Below are 23,745 nucleotides of genomic sequence, written 5' to 3' on the forward strand. Positions count from 1 at the left end.
TAAAAATAAATTCACTACTTTCCATATTAAAGAATAAAGACTAAAATAGCAATGAGTAGTTTAAAATACTTACTATGATATTATTATTTAAACTATTGATAGCTGAGTAAATAAGGAGGAGAATGAATTGAAATATCGTCGTTTAGGTAAAGCTGGTATAAAAGTTAGTGAAATAGGTTTAGGTAGTTGGTTAACCTATGGAGGTTCAGTGGGAGATAATAATGCAGAAGCAATTGTAGATAGAGCATATGAATTAGGAATTAACTTTTTTGATACTGCTAACGCTTATTATAATGGGGCAGCTGAAGAAGTAGTAGGAAAAGCATTAAGTAAATATCCTCGTCATTCCTATGTCTTAGCTACTAAAGTATTTTTCCCAATGGGAGAAGGTCCAAATGATAATGGTTTATCTCGTAAACATATTATGGAACAGTGTGATGCAAGTTTAAAAAGATTAGGTGTAGATTATATAGATATGTATCAATGTCATCGTTATGATCCTGAAACTCCACTTGAAGAAACATTACGTGCATTGGATGATTTAGTTTCACAAGGAAAGATACTATATTCAGGTGTAAGTGAGTGGAGCGCAGTTCAATTAAATGATGCTGTTCGTTTATCTCAAAAATTTAATTTAGATCAAATCGCATCTAATCAACCTTTATACAATATGTTCCATCGTGACATTGAGAAAGAAATCATTCCATTATCCGAACAAGAGGGAATTGGTCAAGTTGTATTTTCTCCTCTAGCTCAAGGTGTTTTAACTGGTAAATATAAACCAGGTGCACCATTACCAGAAGGTTCAAGAGCCACAGATCCTAAGTCTAATATGTGGATGGAATATGTATTAAAAGAAGAACAGCTGCAGAAGGTTGAAAAACTAAAGGTAATTGCTGAACGAAATGAGATAAGCGTTGCTCAACTAGCTCTTGCTTGGATTTTACGTTTAGATAACATTTCAAGCTGTATAGTGGGTGCCTCTAGACCTGACCAAGTAAATGAAAATGTAAAAGGTTCTGGCGTAGTTTTATCCTCTGAAGACTTGCAAGAAATTGAAGATATCTTAGCATAATCATTGATTTATGATAAACCTTTCATTACAATAAGTACAGGTTATATGCTGAACTTATTGAAAGGATTTTTCATAAAATGCCAAATACCATTCAAGTTTGTGATAAATGTAAACATATGAAAATGAAGACAATCATGCCTAAGTTAAAAAAAATAGCACCAGATGCAACAATTAACGTAGGTTGTAAATCATATTGTGGACCATGTACCCGCAGTGCATTTATTTTTATTAATGGAAGATATGTGACGGGTAAAGACGAAGATCAAGCAATTGAAAAAGCGAAAAAATATGTGAAATGAATTCTGTATTTTTACGAATGAATAAAAGCCTCAGAATATAAAACATCTGAGGCTTTTTATTTGTAGTGCTAGGGATATCCTTCAAAGATTTGCTTTGTTTTTATGGGTAAATCTTAAACCTTTAATTCAGAATGGTGAGTATTTGATTTTTCCACTTGAATTGTAACATGATCTATATTAAATTCTTTTTCAAGCAATTCTATTGCTTCTTGTAATAACTCCTGTTCATTTTTTGCATCTTCAACTACAACATGACATGTTAGTGCATGAAAATTAGACGTTATCGTCCAAATGTGTAGATCATGAACGTTTTTAACTCCTTCTAATTTCATCAAAGTATTGTTTACTTTATCATATTCAATTGTAGTTGGAGTTCCTTCCATTAAAATATGAATAGCATGTTTTATAATTCCCCAAGCACTTTTTAGGATGAGAATAGCTACAATCACACTGATAATGGGATCTGCTACATACCATCCAAATACTAACATAATGAATCCAGCAACTATAGCTCCAACAGATCCCATTGCGTCTCCTATTATGTGCAAATAAGCGCTTCGAACATTTATGTTTTCTTTAACATCACCTTTTCTCATTAGTACCCAGGCACTCATTATATTGGCTAGTAATCCAATCGTTGCAATGATCATCATAGATCCACTTGCAACAGTAGGAGGCTCCCAAAAACGTCCATAAGCTTCATAAATAATAAAACCAGCAATAATAAATAAGGTCACTCCATTAAATAAAGCGGCTAGTATTTCAAATCGATGAAATCCATAAGTTTTACTGGAACGAACAGGTTTGGTTGCGATCCACATTGCAGCAAGACTCAAAGCGAGTGATGCGGCATCACTTAACATATGACCAGAATCTGAAAGTAATGCGAGACTATTTGTGATTAATCCTCCAAAAAACTCCAAAAGCATAATGGTACTTGTAATAATTAAAGCGATGGACAATCCTTTTTTATTATTAGATGTATGTTGATGATTACTGTGATTATGAGTGTGATTTTGATGTGTGTGCATGTATGACTTCCCTCCTAATAGCTTATATTAATATATGAACATATACTCATATATTAATATAAGCTAAATCCATCTTAAATTCAAGTATTAATTATGTATTTATTTTTGCCAAGTTACTATTTATTTCATACGTTATTTCATAAAATTAAGCTTAAATTGAATAGTATTAAAATTGAAAAACCCTTTGATTTTTGAATCAAAGGGTTAGAATAAAAATTAATTAAAGTTATTTTTTTTGTTTTCTTAATGCAATGGAGATGGTTAAGGCTGCTCCGCCCCAAAGCAATACAGCTCCAAAAACCATCATGGTAATCGCTCCTGCGCTCATTAGCGAACCTCCTTACTTTGTAACAGATTTAGTTTTAGGTATTCTTTCTTCCTGATTATCTTTCCATTGTAAATTGCTCATTATTACTGCAACAATGAGCATAATGAGTAAAGCACCCCAACCAAAAATTAAGATAACTGGTAATGGTAATCCTCCGTATAATCCAGTTGATTCACTTATAATGTTTAAGATAATCATATAACCTAACATGATAGGTGTAACTATTTTAATCATAATGTCCCACCAGTAACCTATTTTAAAATCAGATACTAAGTTATTTTCTTCTCTAATTGTAGCTACTTTAATGAACCAACCTAGTAAAATTAATTCCAAGAAACCGGAAATTGCGATTCCAAAACTATTAATAAAATGATCCAAAGTATCAAAGAAATATAAACCAGTGCCTGTAATAAAGATCATACTAATTAAAAACCCAATTATACAAATCCATAATGTTGCTTTTGTACGAGAAACTTTAAGTTTATCTGTAATTGATGAAACAACAACTTCAACTATTGAAATTGCTGATGTGAATCCTGCAATTACAAGCGTCATAAAGAAAAGTACACCAAAAAACGCATTAAAAGCTGGGAACTCGGATATAATTGTTGGAAATGCAACAAAAGCTAAGCCAAGTCCACCACTTACTACATCTGCAACATCAGAGCCTGACTGATTTGCCATGAATCCTAATGCTGCAAAAACTCCAATAGCTGCTAGAAAGGAAAAACCACTGTTAGAAAATGCTGTGATGAATGCACTATTATTTACGTCTTTCTCTTTTGGTAAGTAACTAGAATATGTAATCATAATTGCGAATGCTATAGATAAACTAAAGAATATTTGCCCGTATGCTGCAATCCATACTTGATCCCAATCTGGATTATCTCCACCTAAGAAGGAAGGCAAAATATGTGCAAAATCAGGTGTGAATAAGTGATTAAGTCCATCTAAAGCACCTGGTAATGTAATTGCTCTAAGTACAATAATAACCATTAAAACTAACAGGATAGGCATGAAAATAAGACTTAATTTTTCAATCCCTTTTTTAATTCCTCTCGATATAGTGAAAAAGAGTAATGCCCATACTATAATAAGCGGAATGAAAATTTGCCACTGAATGCCACCGAGATTTAACCCACTTGGAGCAGTAGCATTTAAATATTCGCCAAAAAAGTATGATTCCGTATCATCCCCCCATTTTAAATTAAATGAGAAAATTGTATAATTGATTGCCCAAGCGATTACAACGGAATAGAAAGTTATGATTCCAAAAGACAAGAAGGTTTGAAACCAGCCCAACCATTCGAAACGTTTTGAAAGTCTACTAAATGATAATGGAGCCGATCCACGTTTTGATCTACCAACACCAAATTCTAGTATTAGTATAGGAATACCTGCTGTCAGGAGTGCAAAGAAGTATGGGATTAGAAATGCTCCTCCTCCATTTTCATATGCCACATAAGGGAAACGCCAAATGTTACCTAATCCAATGGCAGATCCTATTGCTGCTAATATAAAACCAACGCGTGATCCCCATTGTTCACGATTTTCCATTCATCAATTCCTCCTTTATAAATTTATTTAATTTTTTCACAGTTAGCACCTAGTGTCAATGACTTTTTTCACAATTTCTTCACAAAATGTTCACAATCCTATCACTAGTTTATGTGTAGGTACTAATAATCATGCCTGTAATTCTTTTGAATGATGAATCTGAAACTATAGATTCAATTCAATAGCAACTTTGATTCTATTGAACTATTCCAAAATAAGGAAGGAACTATATTCTTTAAAAGGAAATATATGTCGAAAGTCGTGGAATAAGGTGGAAATTTTGGTAATTTTGATGGATATTCAAACTGAATTCAATCAGGATATGATTATTTCAGAACAACGCATCGATCATGAGTGAAATCTTCTGAGACTTAAAGACAAGGGCAAATCTGGTGAAAATCAGTGGCGCAAAGCTATAGGGGCTAAAGTGGTGACACTATGCTAGCCAGTTGCCGAAAATTAGCGGATTTCATTCAATATCCTACTTTCGGTAGAACATTGGGTAATATTCATAGAGGAGGTGATAAGAAATGAGGGTTATCAATCAAGGAAATGATGTTGTCATTGCTAAACAAGTTCGATCGGCCCATACTTTTTTTTCTAGGCTTAAAGGACTTATGTTTAAAAAACATTTTTTTCATGATGATGCTCTTCATATTACACCCTGTTCCCAAATACATACATATTTTATGAAATTTCCAATCGATGTTGTTTATCTTAATGTGGATTTTAAAGTTGTGGGAATTGAACAAAATTTATCTCCATGGAAATTGGGGAAAAAATTCAAACACGTAAAATCCGTCATTGAGCTTCCTCCAGGATCTGTTAAAAAGACAGGATTAAACACTGGAGATACCATTTATTTTAAAAAAAATTAAAGGAGTGTTTTTCATGTTAAAAAACAAATTAGTAGGTTTAGTTAAAGAGGAAAAAGGACAAGGTTTAACTGAGTATGGTTTGGTGTTAGGTATTATTGCTGTAGCTGTTGTTGCTACTATTGGTTTATTTAGAGATGAAATAGTAGCAATGTACGACTCTGCATTAGCTGATCTTCAAAGTAGATAATTAAATCAACATTTCTATAAATTATCTAGAGGGCCAACGATATCTGTTGACCCTCTCCCTATTAACAAATAAGAAAAAAAAATTTAAATATTTTAAAAATAATTTTTTACGCTTATTAGTGAAAAATATTCACTTTGAAAGAGGCGTTATGAATGTATTTAAATATATGTTTAATCGTAATTTTAATCATTAGTGTAATTACGGATTTGAAAAGTAGGAAAATTTATAACGTCGTTATATTTCCAGGTATATTATTAGCCTTTTTCTCCCATTTAATATCAGGTGGTTTACAACCCTTTTTCTACTCCCTATTGAGTTGTTTAGTGGGATTATTGATCTTATTAATCCCATATTTTATGGGTGGTATGGGAGCAGGTGATGTTAAATTACTAGCATTAGTTGGAGCTTTTAAAGGCATTACTTTTGTTTTTTTTACAGCTATTTACATGAGTATCATTGGTGCAGTATTATCTCTTATTGTCCTCTTGCTTAAAAAAGGAGCAAAACAAAAACTTAAGTTCTTTTTTTATTTTTTATATGGATGGAAAAATGGAGTACGCATCCCATTAAGTTTTCAAAAAAATTCTATTTCTGGAACAGTACCATATGGATTGGCTATCGCGGGCGGTGTAGTGTGGAATTGGATTAAGGGAGGGATCTAATCAAAATGTTTAAAAATGAAAAAGGTCAATCTCTAACTGAATTTGCTTTGTTGTTACCTTTAATGTTGTTAATGATTTGTGGAATTATTGATTTTGGAAGGTTGGGATTCAACTATATGAATCAACACTTAACAACACAGGAAACAGTAAGGAAAGCCGGGTTAGGAAGAACGGATGTAGAAATAGTTGATTTTGCAAGAGATTATATAAACATGGAAGATTCTGAAAATCTAGAAGTATCCATTTCTCCAGATGATAATAACAGAGAATCTGGGGATTATGTCACGGTTACACTTACTTCTTCATTTGAGTCAATTACTCCTTTAATATCTTTACTTATGCCTGATTCTTTTGAAATATCAACGAACTCTACGATCAGAGTTGAATAAGGTGAAATAATGAAAAAACTTAAACAATTCATACATGATGAAAAAGGAAGTTCTCTAGTATTTATATCAATTTCATTAGTAGTTTTATTAGCGTTTGTTGGCCTAGTTGTTGATTTTGGAAAATTATATGTTATAAAAACAGACTTGCAAAAAACAGCCAATGCTGCAGCATTATCTGGAGCTCAAGAATTAATGAATGATGCAATAAAAGTAGAGGAAATTGTAGGAGTTATTTTAGATGAACATGATCAACAAAATAATTTAGAAGATACTGAAATTAATATGGAACAGGATGTTACGGTTTTTTTAAGTGAAGAAGTTCCTCTTTTCTTTTCAAAAATATTTGGATTTACAAAAATAGATGTTCCAGTTCGGGCTAAAGCAGAAATTAAAACGATTGGAAGTGCATATGGAGTAGTTCCTTTAGGTATCGATGAGAGTGTGGAATTAAATTATTATGAATCTTACACTTTAAAAGTTGGACCTAAGGGTCAAAGTGGTGGAAACGGAAATGGGAACGGAAATGGGAATAATTTTGGTAGTGGATTTTTTGGGGCCTTAGATTTAGGAGGTCGTGGAGCAAGTAATTATGAAAATAATTTAAGGCATGGTTATGATGGTGTGATTAAAATTGGAGACATAATAGAAACAAAAACAGGGAATATGGCCCAACCAACGATTCGTCCTATTAATGAAAGAATTAACAGTTGCAACTATGATTTTGAACTTGGAGGTGAATTACCTAGGGATTGTTCTAGAATTATATTAGTACCTGTATATCGTCCACTTAGTTCTCCTGGTAATCAATTAAAAGAAGTAGAGGTTGTTGGTTTTGCATATTTTTACATCATGGATCAAGAGAATGATAAAGATACTTCTATAACTGGTATGTTTATTAAACATACAGGAGCAGGTTCTATTAACGATGATGAAGATGTTGACTTTGGTGCCTATGCGATAAGGTTGACAGATTAAAGGTAAATGTAAAGGGATCAAAATGAACATAAATAATAGAGTTGAGTGAGGTGTAATAATGAAAAAACTTAAACAATTTATACAAGATGAAAAAGGAGGTTCTTTAGTATTTGTTTCAATTTCAATGGTAGTTTTATTAGCATCTGTTGGACTAATTGTTGATTTTGGAAAGTTATATGTCGTAAAAGCAGATTTGCAAAAAACAGCCAATGCTGCAGCATTATCTGGAGCTCAAGAATTAATGAATGATGCTTCAAAAGTTGAGGAAGTTGTAGAAATTATTTTAGATGAACATGGTCAACAAGATATTTTAGAAACTACAGAAATTAATATGGACCAGGATGTTACAGTTGTATTAAATGAAGAAGTTCCCCTTTTCTTTTCAAAAATGTTTGGATTTGAAAATGTGGAAGTTCCAGTTCGTGCTAAAGCAGAACTAATTAGAGGGCAAAATGAAAAAGTTACTCCAATTGGGATAAAAGAAGAAGAAATAAATTATGATGAAGAATATACTTTAATATCTTATTTAAGAAGTTGTCAAGATGAAGAAATCGTTTTTAGAGGCCTAAGTTTAGAAGGTGTTAGTGATGATTTTGTAAATAACTTACGAAATGGTTATGTTGGCGAGATTATTAATCCGAAAGTTACATGGTTTAATAAAGAAACAGCAGCTGATATATTTGACACTAAAGAAGGAGAAATTATTTACATTCCTATCATTAGATATACTAATGGATCATCTAATGTAATCATTGAAGGATTCGAGCACTTTAAAATTACCAAGGTTGAGAAGCCTGCCAATATGACTTCTAGAAGTAATTTTAGTATTGTTGGAGAGTTTATTAAAGTTGAAGATAGAATAAGATTGATAGAATAATTCTACGAAAAGGTGAATGTAATGAGGTCAAAAATAACATTAATATTAGCAGTAGTCATGGGGTTGGTGACAACTTTACTATTTTATAAATATATAAATGATATGGATACCAGTGCTGAAGAAAATGTAAAATTTGTACAAGTTGTTGCTTCAAAACAGTTGATTCCAGAAAATCAAGTGATAACGGATGACCTAATAGAGCTCATAAAAGTACCTGAAGGTGGAGCACACCCACAAGCGATAAGAAATACTCAGGAAGTAGTTGGAAAAATAGCACTTGCTGATTTTGTGAGTGGACAAATTATTCTACCACATCATATAGGGAGCGAAGCAGAGGAATCGTTATTCATATCAAGAAAAATTAAAGAAGGGTTCAGGGCAGTATCTATTGGTGTTAATTTTGTTACTTCTGTCTCCAACTTAATTGAACCAGAAGATATTGTTGATGTGATATGGACGCAAGAGAATTTAGAGGCTGTAAACACTCCAGAAACAGGTGAGCATATAGACAATGTAGAAGTAACCTCAGATCTTTTATTAAAAGAGGTTCGTGTTTTAGCTGTAGGAAGAAGAATGATCGAATCTACCACCGATACAGAATATGTAGAATATATTTCAAGTACTTTAGAACTATCACCAGAGGACGCTTTAAAACTTGTCAACGCTGCAAATAGTGGTGAGATTCAGCTCATCCTTCATAGTCGAATTGATGAAGAGGATGTGAATAAAGATGAAAAATGAATTAAAACAACTGAAAGAGGCAAGAGAAGCGAGGGCAAACAAGAATAAAAAAGGTGAAATGATTGCCATCTGTAGTGCAAATGGAGGTATAGGCAGAACCGTAATGTCTGTGAATCTTGCGGTTGCACTAGCAAAAAATAATATGCGGGTTTGTAACATTGATGGCAATTTCCAGTTTGGTGATCTTTGTTTATCTATGGATTTAAGACCTACTTTTACAATTAAGGATATTGTTGAAGAATTAGATCAAATGGATGAATATGCTCTAGCAAACTTTCTGGTGAATCACAAAAGTGGTGTGAAGATATTATCCTCTCCTGAACGACCAGAATATGCAGAATTAATTACAACTACTGTTTTAGAAAAAGTTTATAAACTGCTTATCAATCAATTTGATTATTTAATTGTTGATACTGAGGCAGGACTTCAGGATTTAAGCCTCTTTTATATTGAAAAATCAGATGAAATTTTTTTACTGTCTACATTAGATATGATTGTGATGAAAAATACGAAAATGATGTTAGAAACCTTTGACATATTAGGTCAAAAAGAGAAGGTCCGTGTAATCGTAAATAAATCATCTGTTGATAGTGTGATCAAAGCAGCTGATGTTCCAGAAATTCTTGAAACAGATAACATTTTTCATATCCCAAATCAGCCAGAACTTGTTTTGCAATCTCTTAATGTAGGTATTCCATTTGTTTCAAATCATGGGAAAAGTGATTTAGCAAAAGCATATTTTAAAATTGCAGATCAACTGTTATCTAAGAGGAAAGACATAACAACGGACACAAAAACATCGTCAAATTCAATTCTGCAGTCCATTTTTCAAAAAGGAAAAGCAGTCAGATCGATATTTTAGACAGGAGTGGAGCGTATGAGTTTATTAAATAAAATTCAAGCAAAAAAAGAAGAAAAATCTAAATTGGATAACGCAAATGGAACAATAACAACGGCCAAAATAGACCTTTTATCTTCTTATCGTAAAACGGACAATAATGCAGATAAAATTAAAAAGGAAAAAGATCCTAAAACTATTTTGCAGCAGGATTTGAAAAAATTATTACATAAAAAAATCATGGATCAAGTGAAAGACAATGACGTGAAAAAGATTATTCCTCAAATCGATGGCATGGCTGTTGAAATTATGAAAGAAAATGAAAAATTTAGAGGGGTAATTAATCGAAAAATCGTAGTGGATGAACTTATAAACGATTTAACGGGTTATGGACCTATAAATCCATTGTTACTGGATCCAACGATTACGGAGGTAATGATCAATGGACCTGAACAAGTATATGTAGAAAAAGCGGGAAAAATCATCAAAACAGAAGTTCAATTTCGAGATGATGAACATATTATGAGCATCATAGAAAAAATCGTAGCCCCAATTGGAAGAAGAATAGATGAAAGCAGTCCAATGGTAGATGCTAGATTACCAGATGGTTCAAGGGTAAATGCGATCATACCCCCACTTGCTTTGAAAGGACCAACTTTAACGATTAGGAAGTTCTCAAAGGATCCATTTAAGATGGAAGATTTGATCAAGTTTGGTACACTAACTGAAGATATGGCTGTTTTTATGGATGCATGTGTAAAAGCCAAGTTAAATGTTTTTGTTAGTGGAGGGACGGGTTCAGGTAAAACAACAACTCTAAACGTTTTATCTTCCTGTATTCCTAGTGATGAAAGAATCATCACAATAGAAGACGCTGCAGAGCTGCAATTATGGCAGGAGCATGTTGTATCTCTTGAGTCTAGACCTTCTAATTTAGAAGGGAAAGGAGAAATCAGCATTCGTGATCTTGTTAAGAATGCTTTAAGAATGAGGCCTGAACGAATTATTATAGGGGAAGTTCGTTCTGGTGAAGCATTAGATATGTTGCAAGCAATGAATACAGGTCATGATGGTTCCCTAGCAACTGGTCACTCCAATAGTCCAAGGGACATGATTTCCCGTTTGGAAACAATGGTATTAATGGTCGGTATAGATTTACCTGTGAAAGCAATTAGAGAACAAATCTCTGGGGCGATTGATCTTATTATTCATCAATCAAGAATGAAAGATGGTACGAGAAGAATAACACATATCACAGAAGTCCAAGGTTTGGAGGGTGATGTGATAGTTTTACAAGATATATTTGTATTTGAACAATATGGAATCAATGAGGAAGGAAAAATCATAGGAGAACTTAAACCAACAGGAATACGCCCTAAATTTTATGAAAGATTAGAAACCTCAGGCATTTATATTCCTCCAACTGTTTTTATAGAAGATGAATATTCATAAAAGAGGAGGGTTTAAGATTGAAATTTTTGATTGTAGTCTTTTTCTTGATAACATGTATTTTTTTATTTTTTAGTTTAATGCAGTTATTTTTCCATTCAGATAAAAAAATGGAAAAGAGATTGAAGTTTTTCTTAAAGGAAAATGATAATGATCATATGAATAAACGTAACATTCATGGTTTAGTTCAAATGAAACTATTCCAGCAATCTGTGAAGGAAAGGATGAAAAAGAAAAAAAATAATAAAAACCTGGATCAAAGTTTAATTAGTGCTGGGATTTCTCTTAGTGCAGAGGAATTTATTATGTTTAGAATTATTCTTTCCATTCTTTCAGGATTGATTGCATTTTTAATTTTTGACAAATTGATTATGATCATAATTGGATTTTGTATCATTTACTTTGGTTCAAAGATTTGGATTAAATTTAAACAAAGAAAACGTATAAAAATGTTTAACGATAGTTTATCAGATATGATAACAACAATAATTAGTTCACTTCGTGCTGGTTTTAGTTTAGTACAATCTTTACAGTCAGTAGTAGAAGAATCTGAATCTGGATCACCAATGAAAGAAGAAATAGAAATTGTGGTTAAAGAAATGCAATATGGAAGTTCAATAGAAGACTCATTAAATAAATTAAAAGAAAGAATGCCTAGTGAAGATTTAGATTTGATGGTGCAATCCATTTTAATTCAAAGGCAAATTGGAGGAAATCTGTCGGTCATTTTGGAAACCATTGAACAAACCATTCGGGACAGAACTAAAATTCAAGGTCAGATTTCAACGTTAACTGCACAAGGTAAATTATCTGGAATGATTATAGGAAGTTTACCAATTGGTGTGGGTTTTGTTATTTTTTTAATAGAACCTGAATATTTCGCTGATTTTTTCCGTCATCCAATTGGTATTATGTTAGTTATTGCAGGACTAATCTCAGGTACAATTGGATTTATGCTAATAAGGAAGTTAACTACGATTGAGGTGTAATTTTTATGGTTTATGTTACATTTTTTTTAACAATCACCTTAGTTATTTATAGTTTTTTTGTTTTACGTAAAGAGAGGAAAGAGAAAATCACAAAAAGAATCTCTTTAATAAAAGGTGAAGAAAATAAGTTATTTGAAAACAGAGAGATGATTGAGCAGAAAAGTAAATCACAATTTTTCTTAAAAAGATGGCTAAAAAATATATTGTTCAAAATGAAGAAAATATTTGAACGTAACATGAAAGAGAAAAAAGTAGCTAAGATTGAAATGAAATTGATGCAAGCTGGAAGACCATTTCAAATGACACCAATTGAGTTTAGATTATTTCAAATCGGATGTGCTATTCTAATTCCAACTATTTTAGGTATATATACATATTTTTTGGAAAATTCTATCACATTCATTATTCCTGTAGTATTTTTTGCCTTTGTTAGTAGTTTGATTATACCCCATCTGTATTTACAAAATGAAATTAAAAAACGTAATTATAAAGCTTTACGTGAACTTCCAGATGTTTTAGACTTATTAACGGTAAGTTTGGAGGCAGGTTTGGGGTTTGATGCCGCATTAAATAAGATGGTCTCCAAAAAGAAAGGGGTATTGGCAATTGAGTTTAAGCATTGTTTAGAGGAAATACGTTTAGGGAGAACAAGGCGAGAAGCTTTATTGGGAATTAAAGAAAGATTACTCTTGAAAGAAGTAAAAACAATGGTGAGTAATATTCTCCAAGCTGAAAAGTTAGGAGTAGGTATGGTAAAGGTAATGAGGGTTTTATCTCAGGAAGTTCGTCAACAAAGAAAACAAAGAGCGGAAGAACAGGCTATGAAAGCACCCATTAAAATGTTACTCCCTCTTGTGTTTTTTGTGTTTCCATGTTTATTTATCGTCCTGTTAGGTCCTGTTTTAATAGGTTTCATTGAGGTTTTTGGAAAATAGAAATATCGTGTGTTTAAAGAGATCATGGATGAGTGTCCATGATCTTTGTATTTTCTAACTATCATCAGGAGGAAGAGTGAGTGAAGTGCAGTTATCTGGAAAGTCAAAAGGAATGACTTGTTCATAAGGTGGTGGAGGTAAATCTGCATGTTTATTTTCTGTATAAGGAACATCAATTGGCTTCCCTGATGAATCCGTTTCACTTGCTAAAATTGGAATGATATGTTCCGCAACTTGTCTCCCTAATTTTAAGCCCTCATCATTATCAACCGGGAAATGGACAAGTGCATACAAACGTGACACAGCACATTCTTCACCTAATTCATCTAATCTAGCAGCTTCTGCTGGGAAAAAGTACTTAAGCATTGTAGTAACACAACCTGCTACAGCAGCATGTCCAGAAGGATAGGTTGGATGACGAGGTGTACATAATAGAGTAGCAAAAGTTTGGTCATACTGATCCGGTCTTGCTACTAACCACATAAATTTATAATACCAGGTGATCATAAATGCATCGTTGGCAGCAGCTAATACAGCAGCTTCTAATCTTGCAGCATAAGGAGCAGTTACTCCATACGTATCTACTAATATATCCAAAACAGGCAGCCATTGTTTATTAGCTACACCTGTGCCCCAATAAGTTGCTACTTGTTTTTTAAATTCATCTAAGTGGTTCGCAGTTTCATATACAGCATCTAATTGCGCTCCTCCCCAATCTATAAAATTAGGGTGTTTGACCGTGAAATACACGTGTTCTCCAGTTTGTTTAATCTGAAATTTTTGACCACATCGATTGTAAAAATACATAGGCCATGAGCCTGCTAGAGGGTCTTCTGGATTCGTAGGTGGGCTATCTTCACCTGCGTAAGGAACTTCATTCCACAATAAATAGTTGGGATCAAAGTTATCACAACATTTACTCATGATTTTTACTCCTTTCTTGTAAGATGTAATATTTTATTCTAGTAACACTGGATCGGAAATGATGAAAACGTCTGTTTTTTTATAGCAAACACCCATTTTTAATATAAAACTAGATTTATGCCTATATTCTAATGAAAGAAAGATTCATCTTTTAAGTTAATCGTGCTATATATAACATACATTGTGATATTTTTAAATCAGGTAATAGTTTGAAAGTTATTGTAAAGTGAATCCGTTCATGGTAAGTTTATATTAAGTTAATAAATGCAGGGAGCTTGGAAGACCAGGCTGAGAGGATGGCTGTTCTGCTATCGACTGTTGAACCTGATCTGGGTAATGCCAGCGTAGGAAAGATGTCTATTCTTGAATGATCTATTCATGACTGCTTATTTCCTTAAGTAGTCATTTTTTATTGGACGATTAAGAATAAAATCATGCAGAATTATATGCTTAAGAAAATAGTTCTTCTTATTTTCTAAATAACCATAACAGAATGATTCCACGATATCTTTTAATTTCACTTCATTTCCAAAACGACAGAAATCCTACTTTGGCCAAATTTCTAAAAAAAATCCATTTTCTAAAATTCAACAAATAGAACAATGAATTGTCCACCTTAACCATGCATAAAGTGATTTTTTCATGAATAAGTGTTATGTGAGGTTGTTCAAAATGTTTCCTTTTGATACTCTCTCTGTTTCATGAAAATAATGAATTTTTATCATATATTTCTATTAGGAGGTTTCTTATGTCAAATCAAACTAAACATTTTTCTGTTTCCTCTTTTCCAGGGAGTAAAAAAGTATATGTTACTGGGTCTAGAGAGGATATTAAAGTACCGATGCGAGAAATTGCATTAAGTTCTACTACATCAGATTATGGTGAAGAAGTAAATGAACCAGTGAGAGTTTATGATACAAGTGGACCGTATACAGACTCAGCTTATGAAACGGATATTCGTAAAGGCTTGCCATCACTTCGAGGGAATTGGATTAAAGAAAGAAATGATGTAGAAGAATATGATGGTAGAAATATAAAACCTGAGGATAATGGTTATTTAAATGAAGAAGCGGTTAAAAATGTTGATGTTTTTCCTGGGTTGAAACGCAAACCATTACGCTCAAAAACAGGTAAAAATGTGACTCAAATGCATTACGCAAAAAAAGGCTTGATTACATCTGAAATGGAGTTTATTGCAATTCGTGAAAATGTTTCTCCAGAATTTGTCCGAGATGAAGTGGCAAACGGTCGAGCTATTATTCCATCAAATATTAATCATCCTGAAAGTGAACCCATGATCATTGGACGTAATTTTCATGTGAAAATCAATGCAAATATTGGAAATTCTGCTGTCACTTCATCTATCGAAGAGGAAGTAGAAAAAATGACTTGGGCAACTCGTTGGGGTGCAGATAATATCATGGACTTATCTACAGGAAAAGACATACATACAACACGTGAATGGATTATTCGTAATTCTCCAGTTCCAATTGGTACAGTCCCAATTTATCAAGCATTGGAAAAAGTAAACGGAGAAGCACAAGACTTAACATGGGAAGTATATAGAGATACTTTAATTGAACAAGCGGAACAGGGTGTTGACTATTTCACGATACATGCGGGTGTTTTATTAAGATATGTACCAATGACTGCAAAAAGAGTGACAGGAATCGTATCACGCGGTGGCTCTATTATGGCAGCATGGTGTTTAGCTCATCATGAAGAAAGCTTTCTATATACTCACTTTGAAGAAATCTGTGAGATTCTTAAAACCTACGATATTTCCATATCATTAGGAGACGGTCTAAGACCGGGTTCCATCGCAGACGCAAATGATGAAGCTCAGTTTGCAGAGCTGGAAACATTAGGTGAACTAACTAAAATTGCCTGGAAACATGATGTCCAGGTAATGATTGAAGGACCTGGTCACGTACCAATGCATAAAATAAAAGAGAATATGGATAAACAGCTTGATATTTGCCACGAAGCACCATTTTATACTCTGGGTCCATTAACAACGGATATTGCGCCAGGATACGATCATATTACTTCAGCTATTGGAGCAGCCATGATAGGGTGGTATGGTACGGCGATGTTGTGTTATGTCACTCCAAAAGAGCATTTAGGTTTACCGAATAAAGATGACGTTCGTGAAGGTGTAATTACGTATAAAATAGCCGCACACGCAGCGGATCTTGCAAAAGGTCATCCTGGTGCACAAATTCGAGATGATGCATTATCTAAAGCCCGTTTTGAATTCCGTTGGCGTGATCAGTTTAATCTTTCACTTGATCCAGAAAGAGCTCTTTCATTTCACGATGAAACACTTCCAGCAGAAGGGGCAAAAACTGCTCATTTTTGTTCAATGTGTGGTCCTAAATTCTGCAGTATGAGAATCACACAGGATATTCGTGAATATGCCAAGGAAAAAGGATTAACGGATGAAAAGGCGATTACAGAAGGATTAAAGGAAAAAGCACAAGAATTTACAGATAAAGGTAAAAAAATTTACAGTTAAAAGAAATGTCTGAGCAAAAAAATGAACCTGATGGATTCCCATCAGGTTTTTTAGTACAAAATTATTTATTAATTAGTAATTTCATTTTCTAATGGTTTTTCATAAGTAACATAAGTGCCTGCAATGAAATCATGTACCGAACGTTTATCCTCTCGTAAAGCAACCATGAATATGCTGACTATAAGTGCAATTCCCAATGTTAAAACATAAACGAATCCAGCAACTAAATGACGAAGCAACATCGTTCCTAATCCAACATTTTCACCATTCATTTTTACAATTCGAATGTTACATATTCTTTTTCCTATTGTATACCCATACCAAACAACAGGTACAATAATCAAGTATAACACATCAAGAATTTGACTGAGATCTCCAAACCCAATAATATACCCAAAGATGAATGTGAAAAAGATTGCTATAAAGATCGAATCTAAAATACTTGCAGCCAATCGAATCCAAAACCCAGCTGGTGATTGAACCAAAGCCAACACTCCTTTTACATTTATTTAGTTTTTATATCATAGGCATAATTTCACCAAACAAAATTAACCAATTATTGTAAGGCTTTTCATTACCATTAATGTCATCTATCTTCAATTCATCTAAGAAAGAGAAAGTTATCATATTATTATGATATTAGATTTTTAATTTAGAATGATTTACTATAAAGTATGAAAAAAGGAAGTAAACAATGAAAAAAAAATTGAATTTTAAGAGGGAAGAAATCAATGTTTAAAGAAAAGCAAATATTATCCAAAGAGAATGATTTTGATGAAGCGATTGTAAATAAGCTAAGGGTTATCGTTAGACAATATGGTGTTACTGTGGATTACGGTGGGGAAATTACGAATCACGATGATGAATATGTCAAAATACAAGAGAAATATTTCAAAAAAAATACCTGTGAGTTTTTAGTTCGTTAAAACTCATAGGTGTTTTTATTATTTTTGTCTATGAAGAGTAAACAAATTAAGTGTTTAAAACTGATTTTATCTTTTTCGCGTAATTAATGTTTTTTGCACCCATAACATATTAAAAGTCAGCAAAACACTTGACATAATGAATAATCCAGGTATGGTGATGAACCCTGATATAAATCCTCCAGTAATCGGCCCTAACATATTACCTAGAGCTAACGCACTTGTATTAAATCCATAAGCACGACTTTCCATCCCTTCAGGTATAAACTTTCTAAGTAAGGAGTTTACAGATGGAAGCAAGCCACCTATAAATATTCCCATAAAAAACCGGAGTATGAGAAGCTGCCAAACGTTATTTACAAATGCTTGTGGGAATGAAGTTAAGGCAGCACCCAAAAGGGCAATGAATAGTATCTTTTCTGAGCCAATACGATCACTTAGTTTTCCTAATAAAGGAGATGCTATCATATTTGAAAATCCTGTTATGGAACTGACCAATCCTACGTAAAATGCTAACCACTCAGAATTCCCATGCATCCCTTGCACAAATATAGCCATTAAAGGCATTACACTCAGTAATGAAAATTGGATAATAAAAGTAACTGAAAATAACGCAGGGATTTGCGGTACTTTTCTTAAATCTTGAAATCCTTGCAATACAGAAATATTCGGTGTTTTAGCTGCTTTTTTCTTATCAAATTTTTCTTTAACTAAAAAGAGAACTAACAAAGAAGCAATGCAAAGTAATCCCCCTGTAATAAAAAAGATAGTTTGAAAGGGAACGAAATTTGCTAATAAGCCACCAATAAAAGGTCCAAGTATTGTACCTGCTACAGCTCCAGATTGCATTATTCCCATTGCAAAACCAATATGTTCACGTGGTGTATTTGTGGATACCAAAGACGTTGAAGCGGGGATATACCCTGAGATAGTTCCATTTAATAAACGTAAAATTAATAATTGCCATGTATTTGTTGCAAAACCCATTAGTGCAACTACAATAGACATTCCAAAACCTGACCGGAGGATCATGATTTTTCTACCGTATCGGTCTCCTAATTTCCCCCATAAAGGCTGAAATAAAAATGCAGTTAAAAAATTTCCTGCAAAAACAATACTCGTCCAGATGGCAACCTCATCTGGATCAGTAATTCCCAATTCTTGTATATATGAAGGTAAAAACGGTATGATCATACTCATGCCTGATGTTGCCATAAATTGACCAAACCACAACACAATAAGATTAGTTTTCCAACGAGGCAAAATAGGTTCCTTCTTTCAAAATGAAAATTGTAATATGATGATTGACTTACTAAGACATTGTTGAACTTCACATTTGTTGGTTTTTATTATGTATACTTGTATTCATTATGGTTACATTAAATTTGTATTACCTAAACACATAAATCAAGGAGATGACCAATATGCCTTTCGGTGCTCATGAAACGATGGAAGTTCATGAAATACTAAATGGAAGTATTAATATGATGAATCATTTTTCTCTGTATGCTGCTCAGTGTCAAGACCCTAATTTACGCCAAATGATAAACAATCATATGCAGTCAGCGATTCAAAGTTATGATCAATTAGTTGCGTATACACATGACTATAATGCAGCAAACAGATCAATGCAACCATATTCACAACCAAACATCCAACCTCAGCAAATACGATATGGTTTACATCAACCTCAAGCTCAGGTTCCACAAACTCAAGGACAACTCAATGATCAGCAAATCATTGCAGGAATGTTATGCCTTCACAAAGGTTCGGCAAAAAATCATATTGCTGCATCCCTTGAATGTGCTGATCCTAACGTAAGGCAAATGTTGATTAATGGTGCACAAAACTGTGCTAATCAAGCATATGAAGTGTTTTTATTTATGAATCAACAAGGAGACTATCAAGTTCCTACTATGGAAGATCATACTGCCAAAACTTATCTACATAGTTATCAACCTGTACAACAAAATATTCATCAATAATGAATTGAAAAAAAGGGCATTTTCTAAAACGAATTGAAAGTGCCCAACTCCTACTTCAAATCTACTTATAAACGTTAATATTGTGTATAATATGATTTATATATTTCTAATATTATTTGGATTTATTCAATATGGAGTAGGTTAGGAGAACTGAATCATTCATGACGGAGTGGATCATAGGTTTTTTAGGAAGTTTCATAATCGCTGGATTAGCGTTTTGGAAAAAATCATTGTCTTTATCAGGTGCTGTAATGGCTATCTGTATAGGTACTTTAATGTATGCCCTGGTTAGTTTAGCTTGGTATGGTACACTGATTGCCTTTTTTATTTCTTCCTCTCTTCTTACAAAATGGAAACAGAATAGAAAAAAAATGATAGAACATAGTTATGAAAAAACAGGAACTAGAGATGCAGGCCAAGTGTGGGCAAATGGCGGACTAGCACTCTTATTGGCTATGGCTTTTTATGTTTGGCAGCAACCTATGATTTGGTGGGCTTTTATTGGTATATTGGCAACTGTGAATGCAGATACTTGGGCAACAGAAATCGGCAGCTTAAGCAAAAAACCACCTAGATCTATTGTTTCTTTTAAAACTGTGACTACTGGATCTTCAGGAGGGGTTTCAAATTTGGGTTTGATATCAAGTATACTTGGGGGAGGGTTTATTGGAATTGTTGCTTGGTTCTTATCTAAAGAAAATGATTTGGAAATGCTGTGTTTTTATTTAATTATTGGTACAGTTAGTGGTTTTATAGGTGCTTTGACAGATTCGTTTATAGGAGCAAAATGGCAAGTTATGTATGATTGTAAACATTGTGGAAAAGAAGTTGAAAGTTCCAAGCATTGTTTACACCCTGCTCGTATGAAAAGAGGTTGGAGATGGATGAATAATGATAGAGTGAATATGATTAGTTCTATCGTTGGTGGTTTGATTGCTATATTAATAGGAACTTTATGGATGTAATCTCTGAAAGTTTTATTTTCAATTGTACAAAATTTTGGTAAACTAAGAATATAAATATATGGAAGTGATAGAAATGAATGCGGAAACATTAGAACTATTTAAAACATTAACTGAAATGACAGCTGCACCTGGTTTTGAAAAAGAGATTAGAACTTATGTTAGATCAGAGTTAGAAAAATATACAAATGAAGTCATTCAAGACCACTTAGGTAGTATTTTTGGTGTTGTTCGAGGGAATGAAAACGGTCCAAGAGTAATGGTGGCCGGTCATTTAGATGAAGTTGGTTTTATGGTTACAAAAATAACAGATAATGGTATGATTCGATTTCAACCACTAGGTGGTTGGTGGAGTCAAGTACTATTAGCTCAGCGAGTACAAATCATAACAAAAAATGGCCCTGTGATCGGAGTCATTGGTTCAACACCCCCACATTTGTTAAATGAAATACAGCGTAAAAAACCTGCAGATATAAATCAAATGTTTATAGATGTAGGAGCAGATGATCGACAAGATGCTGAAAACATGGGTATTCTTCCAGGACTGCAAATTGTTCCGATTTGCCCTTTCACTGTACTTTCAAATCCAAAAAAGATCTTAGCTAAAGCTTGGGATAATCGTTATGGTGTTGGCTTAGCAATAGAGCTTCTAAAAGAAGTACATAACGAACAACTTCCAAATATTTTGTTTACAGGAGCGACTGTACAAGAAGAAGTGGGATTAAGAGGTGCAGTGACAGCATCTAATTTGGTAAAACCTGATATTTTCTACGCTTTGGATGCAAGTCCAGCAAATGATACTACTGGTGATAAAAGTGAGTTTGGTCAACTTGGTAAAGGTACATTACTTCGTATTCTAGATAGATCAATGGTAACTCACCAAGGATTAAAGGAATTCGTACTAGATACTGCAGAGTCTAATCAAATTCCATATCAATATTTTATATCTGCTGGAGGAACAGATGCAGGTAATGTACATTTAAATGGAATTGGGGTTCCATCAGCTGTTATTGGTGTTTGTTCTAGGTATATTCATACTTCCTCTTCCATCTTACATGTGGATGATTATGAAGCTGCCAAGGAGTTACTAGTAAAGTTAGTGAAAACAACAAATCAATCAACTTTTGAAGAAATTATTAAATAGAATCACTGTTGTTCACAGTTGTAATTTCATTCTTTTATTATCTAAATTATTGACAATGAAATATTAAACACTTCCCATTTCGAGCGAACTCATAAAAGCTAATTCAATTGATTAGTTGGATTCAGTTTAATAACCCCAGTTTATCGGTTTTATATTATAAGGAGGGATCTAATGTATCAATTAAAGGAAAAGGAAATGATATTTGTTTTCACAGGCCCAGATGGATCAGGAAGAAAAACTGTGGCAGATATGGTTGGTACAACTTTGGGGATTAAAAAAGTGATCTCCTATACCTCAAGATCGAAACGTCCAAGCGAAGTAAATGGTCAAGATTATCATTTTATTTCACGGGAGCAATTTGAAGAAGGCATCAATAATAAAGAATTTGTGGAAGTTACTGAAATTGATGGGAATTTTTATGGCATCAAAGGGTTTGATATTGAACAGGAGTTTAAAAACAATGATTTTATTTATTTGATATTAAACTCAGATGGTGCTAGAACTTTAAAAAAGTTATTTGGTGAAAAGGTAAGCCGTATATTTATTTATGTAGATCGCGATGTGATTATCGAACGTCAGAAAGCTTTAGGTGTGAGCCAAGAAATTGTAGATTTTCATTTTAAACATTACGATGAAGATATGTCATACAAAGATGAATGCAAATATGCATTTGAAAATACCGATCTAGCTCATACCGTGTTCGCAGTAACAGAAGTATTAGAAGGGTATATGGATCGTCAATTAGAAGAGAAAGATTGATATAGGAAGAAAAATATGAAACTCGCCATTTTCTAATGGTGAGTTTTATTATCTAGAAAAATAAATCTCTGTAATAATAAATTATTTAATACATAATTCGCAGTATTTGTGTGTGACAAACTTCATAGCATAAGCTCTTTTTTTAAAGTAGTATTTATCATACTAGTTTAAATTTTATAATGAGTTCTTTTTGTGAAAATGAAGAGGAGTTGTTTTATGAGTTTTTATGAAACTTACAAGAAATTAAAAAATGTATCGATTCAAGATATTTTTTCAACTATAACATCTGTGGAAATAAAAAAGATTTTACAAAAGAAGAAGCTTAATGAATTTGATTTCATAGTTTTATTGTCACCAGCTGCTGTGCCTTATTTAGATATTATGGCACAAAAAGCACATGAAAACACGGTTCAACAATTTTATAAAAAAATCGAGCTGTATGCTCCCATTTATATATCTGATTTTTGCGTGAATCAATGTGAATACTGTAGTTTTAGTATTACTCAAACATTTAAAAGAAAGAAACTATCCTTATCTGAAATCCAAGCTGAAGCAAATGTTTTAAAGGAATTAGGCTTTAACCATCTACTTATTTTAACAGGGGAATCTAAAACTCATGTTCCCATTTCTTTCTTAAAACAAGTCATTAAAATGTTAAAAAAACAATTTGATTCTGTTTCTATAGAAATACAACCTATGGATACTACTGAGTACGGGGACTTAGTTGCAAGTGGAACAGATGGGGTTACGGTATATCAAGAAGTGTATAATGAAGAAACGTATAAAAAAGTTCATGTTAAAGGTCCTAAAAGAAATTATCAATATAGAATCGATACCCCTGAAAGAGCATGCAAAGCTGGCATGGTCAAAGTGAATATGGGTGTTTTGTTAGGATTAGCAGACTGGAGAAAAGAAGCCTATTATTTAGCGATGCATGTAAACTACTTGCAAGAAAAATATCCTAACACGCAGATTGGGTTATCTTTTCCTAGAATAAGACCTAATTTAGGAGAATTTGAACCTGTGGTGAATGTAACGGATCAACATCTCATTCAAATGATGTTGGCTATACGTTTATTTTTACCTGATTGCAATATGAATTTATCAACACGAGAAAGTCCAACTTTAAGAGATGAAATTTTACCATATGGTGTTACCAACATGTCAGCTGCCTCTTGCACTGCAGTTGGTGGATATGTTAGTCAAAGTCAGACAAAGACCGTAAATCATCAGTTTGATATCTCTGATGTACGTAGTGTTGAAGAGATTGTAACTATGTTAAAACACAAAGGCTATCAACCTATATAAGGGGGTAAGAAA

At 33.1% G+C, this 23,745-nt stretch carries 26 protein-coding genes and 2 riboswitches; of the genes, 20 read left to right on the forward strand and 6 right to left on the reverse strand.

The window, feature by feature from the left end; all coding sequences use genetic code 11:
• Window positions 1-127 precede the first annotated feature (127 nt).
• Together ERL59_RS05275 and ERL59_RS05280 are read left to right on the forward strand one after the other, a co-directional pair.
• Window positions 128-1,075 carry an aldo/keto reductase family protein gene (locus tag ERL59_RS05275; protein ID WP_160645144.1) on the forward strand — a complete coding sequence of 316 codons (948 nt, stop codon included), beginning with the start codon at window positions 128-130 and terminating at the stop codon, window positions 1,073-1,075.
• A 77-nt stretch (window positions 1,076-1,152) separates the two neighbouring features.
• Entirely contained in the window at window positions 1,153-1,374 is a 222-nt protein-coding gene (locus ERL59_RS05280; protein ID WP_160645145.1) for a DUF1450 domain-containing protein, read from the forward strand.
• Between the two features lie 113 nt (window positions 1,375-1,487).
• On the opposite strand, the gene ERL59_RS05285 is transcribed toward ERL59_RS05280, so the two are convergent.
• The 3 genes from ERL59_RS05285 to ERL59_RS05295 form a co-directional block, all read right to left on the reverse strand.
• Window positions 1,488-2,405 carry a cation diffusion facilitator family transporter gene (locus ERL59_RS05285; RefSeq protein ID WP_160645146.1) on the reverse strand — a complete coding sequence of 306 codons (918 nt, stop codon included), beginning with the start codon at window positions 2,403-2,405 and terminating at the stop codon, window positions 1,488-1,490.
• Window positions 2,406-2,631: 226 nt separating this feature from the next.
• Complete coding sequence (locus ERL59_RS05290; protein ID WP_160645147.1) at window positions 2,632-2,733, reverse strand: MetS family NSS transporter small subunit; 102 nt, start codon at window positions 2,731-2,733, stop codon at window positions 2,632-2,634.
• Window positions 2,734-2,745: 12 nt separating this feature from the next.
• The gene (locus ERL59_RS05295) at window positions 2,746-4,290 is read right to left on the reverse strand and encodes a sodium-dependent transporter (RefSeq protein WP_160645148.1); all 1,545 of its coding nucleotides are present in this window, start codon (window positions 4,288-4,290) and stop codon (window positions 2,746-2,748) included.
• Between the two features lie 372 nt (window positions 4,291-4,662).
• Window positions 4,663-4,747, forward strand: a riboswitch (cyclic di-GMP riboswitch).
• A 73-nt stretch (window positions 4,748-4,820) separates the two neighbouring features.
• Between ERL59_RS05295 and ERL59_RS05300 the strand changes: the two genes are divergently transcribed.
• From ERL59_RS05300 to ERL59_RS05350, 11 genes are all read left to right on the forward strand, one after another.
• Window positions 4,821-5,168: a DUF192 domain-containing protein gene (locus ERL59_RS05300; protein ID WP_160645149.1), complete on the forward strand. Its 348-nt coding sequence runs from the start codon at window positions 4,821-4,823 to the stop codon at window positions 5,166-5,168.
• 13 nt (window positions 5,169-5,181) lie between these two features.
• The gene (locus ERL59_RS05305; RefSeq protein WP_160645150.1) at window positions 5,182-5,355 is read left to right on the forward strand and encodes a Flp family type IVb pilin; all 174 of its coding nucleotides are present in this window, start codon (window positions 5,182-5,184) and stop codon (window positions 5,353-5,355) included.
• Window positions 5,356-5,507: 152 nt separating this feature from the next.
• On the forward strand, window positions 5,508-6,017 hold the full coding sequence (locus ERL59_RS05310) for an A24 family peptidase (RefSeq protein ID WP_160645151.1): 510 nt from the start codon (window positions 5,508-5,510) through the stop codon (window positions 6,015-6,017).
• Between the two features lie 5 nt (window positions 6,018-6,022).
• The gene (locus ERL59_RS05315) at window positions 6,023-6,406 is read left to right on the forward strand and encodes a TadE/TadG family type IV pilus assembly protein (protein WP_160645152.1); all 384 of its coding nucleotides are present in this window, start codon (window positions 6,023-6,025) and stop codon (window positions 6,404-6,406) included.
• Between the two features lie 9 nt (window positions 6,407-6,415).
• Complete coding sequence (locus tag ERL59_RS05320; RefSeq protein WP_160645153.1) at window positions 6,416-7,381, forward strand: TadE/TadG family type IV pilus assembly protein; 966 nt, start codon at window positions 6,416-6,418, stop codon at window positions 7,379-7,381.
• Window positions 7,382-7,439: 58 nt separating this feature from the next.
• Window positions 7,440-8,258, forward strand: coding sequence for a Tad domain-containing protein (locus ERL59_RS05325; protein ID WP_160645154.1), 819 nt, complete (start codon window positions 7,440-7,442; stop codon window positions 8,256-8,258).
• 21 nt (window positions 8,259-8,279) lie between these two features.
• On the forward strand, window positions 8,280-8,999 hold the full coding sequence (gene cpaB / locus ERL59_RS05330) for a Flp pilus assembly protein CpaB (protein ID WP_160645155.1): 720 nt from the start codon (window positions 8,280-8,282) through the stop codon (window positions 8,997-8,999).
• Complete coding sequence (locus tag ERL59_RS05335) at window positions 8,989-9,861, forward strand: AAA family ATPase (protein ID WP_160645156.1); 873 nt, start codon at window positions 8,989-8,991, stop codon at window positions 9,859-9,861. Before cpaB ends, ERL59_RS05335 begins: the two co-directional genes overlap by 11 nt.
• Before the next feature lie 15 nt (window positions 9,862-9,876).
• Complete coding sequence (locus ERL59_RS05340) at window positions 9,877-11,289, forward strand: CpaF family protein (protein ID WP_160645157.1); 1,413 nt, start codon at window positions 9,877-9,879, stop codon at window positions 11,287-11,289.
• Between the two features lie 17 nt (window positions 11,290-11,306).
• Window positions 11,307-12,275 (forward strand): type II secretion system F family protein, encoded by a 969-nt coding sequence (locus ERL59_RS05345; RefSeq protein ID WP_160645158.1) that lies wholly within the window; start codon window positions 11,307-11,309, stop codon window positions 12,273-12,275.
• A 5-nt stretch (window positions 12,276-12,280) separates the two neighbouring features.
• Window positions 12,281-13,210: a type II secretion system F family protein gene (locus ERL59_RS05350; protein WP_160645159.1), complete on the forward strand. Its 930-nt coding sequence runs from the start codon at window positions 12,281-12,283 to the stop codon at window positions 13,208-13,210.
• Window positions 13,211-13,264: 54 nt separating this feature from the next.
• Here ERL59_RS05350 and ERL59_RS05355 read toward each other — a convergent pair whose 3' ends face one another.
• On the reverse strand, window positions 13,265-14,134 hold the full coding sequence (locus tag ERL59_RS05355; protein WP_160645160.1) for a vanadium-dependent haloperoxidase: 870 nt from the start codon (window positions 14,132-14,134) through the stop codon (window positions 13,265-13,267).
• Between the two features lie 257 nt (window positions 14,135-14,391).
• Window positions 14,392-14,503, forward strand: a riboswitch (TPP riboswitch).
• Window positions 14,504-14,882: 379 nt separating this feature from the next.
• On the opposite strand from ERL59_RS05355, the gene thiC reads away from it, so the two are divergent.
• Entirely contained in the window at window positions 14,883-16,652 is a 1,770-nt protein-coding gene (gene thiC / locus ERL59_RS05360; protein WP_160645161.1) for a phosphomethylpyrimidine synthase ThiC, read from the forward strand.
• A gap of 68 nt (window positions 16,653-16,720) precedes the next feature.
• Here thiC and ERL59_RS05365 read toward each other — a convergent pair whose 3' ends face one another.
• The gene (locus ERL59_RS05365; protein WP_160645162.1) at window positions 16,721-17,137 is read right to left on the reverse strand and encodes an RDD family protein; all 417 of its coding nucleotides are present in this window, start codon (window positions 17,135-17,137) and stop codon (window positions 16,721-16,723) included.
• 246 nt (window positions 17,138-17,383) lie between these two features.
• Between ERL59_RS05365 and ERL59_RS05370 the strand changes: the two genes are divergently transcribed.
• Complete coding sequence (locus tag ERL59_RS05370) at window positions 17,384-17,578, forward strand: hypothetical protein (RefSeq protein ID WP_160645163.1); 195 nt, start codon at window positions 17,384-17,386, stop codon at window positions 17,576-17,578.
• 66 nt (window positions 17,579-17,644) lie between these two features.
• Here ERL59_RS05370 and ERL59_RS05375 read toward each other — a convergent pair whose 3' ends face one another.
• Window positions 17,645-18,838: an MFS transporter gene (locus ERL59_RS05375; RefSeq protein ID WP_160645164.1), complete on the reverse strand. Its 1,194-nt coding sequence runs from the start codon at window positions 18,836-18,838 to the stop codon at window positions 17,645-17,647.
• Between the two features lie 161 nt (window positions 18,839-18,999).
• Between ERL59_RS05375 and ERL59_RS05380 the strand changes: the two genes are divergently transcribed.
• The 5 genes from ERL59_RS05380 (at window position 19,000) to thiH (ending at window position 23,733) form a co-directional block, all read left to right on the forward strand.
• On the forward strand, window positions 19,000-19,560 hold the full coding sequence (locus ERL59_RS05380) for a spore coat protein (protein ID WP_160645165.1): 561 nt from the start codon (window positions 19,000-19,002) through the stop codon (window positions 19,558-19,560).
• 161 nt (window positions 19,561-19,721) lie between these two features.
• Window positions 19,722-20,525, forward strand: a complete 804-nt coding sequence (locus tag ERL59_RS05385) for a DUF92 domain-containing protein (RefSeq protein ID WP_160645166.1) — start codon at window positions 19,722-19,724, stop codon at window positions 20,523-20,525.
• A 73-nt stretch (window positions 20,526-20,598) separates the two neighbouring features.
• Window positions 20,599-21,666: a M42 family metallopeptidase gene (locus tag ERL59_RS05390; RefSeq protein ID WP_160645167.1), complete on the forward strand. Its 1,068-nt coding sequence runs from the start codon at window positions 20,599-20,601 to the stop codon at window positions 21,664-21,666.
• A 171-nt stretch (window positions 21,667-21,837) separates the two neighbouring features.
• Window positions 21,838-22,425: a guanylate kinase gene (locus ERL59_RS05395; RefSeq protein WP_160645168.1), complete on the forward strand. Its 588-nt coding sequence runs from the start codon at window positions 21,838-21,840 to the stop codon at window positions 22,423-22,425.
• 216 nt (window positions 22,426-22,641) lie between these two features.
• Window positions 22,642-23,733 (forward strand): 2-iminoacetate synthase ThiH, encoded by a 1,092-nt coding sequence (thiH, locus tag ERL59_RS05400; RefSeq protein ID WP_160645169.1) that lies wholly within the window; start codon window positions 22,642-22,644, stop codon window positions 23,731-23,733.
• Window positions 23,734-23,745 lie beyond the last annotated feature (12 nt).

It is taken from the genome of Chengkuizengella marina, assembly GCF_009910845.1.
GTDB classification, from domain to species: Bacteria; Bacillota; Bacilli; order Paenibacillales; family KCTC-33759; genus Chengkuizengella; species Chengkuizengella marina.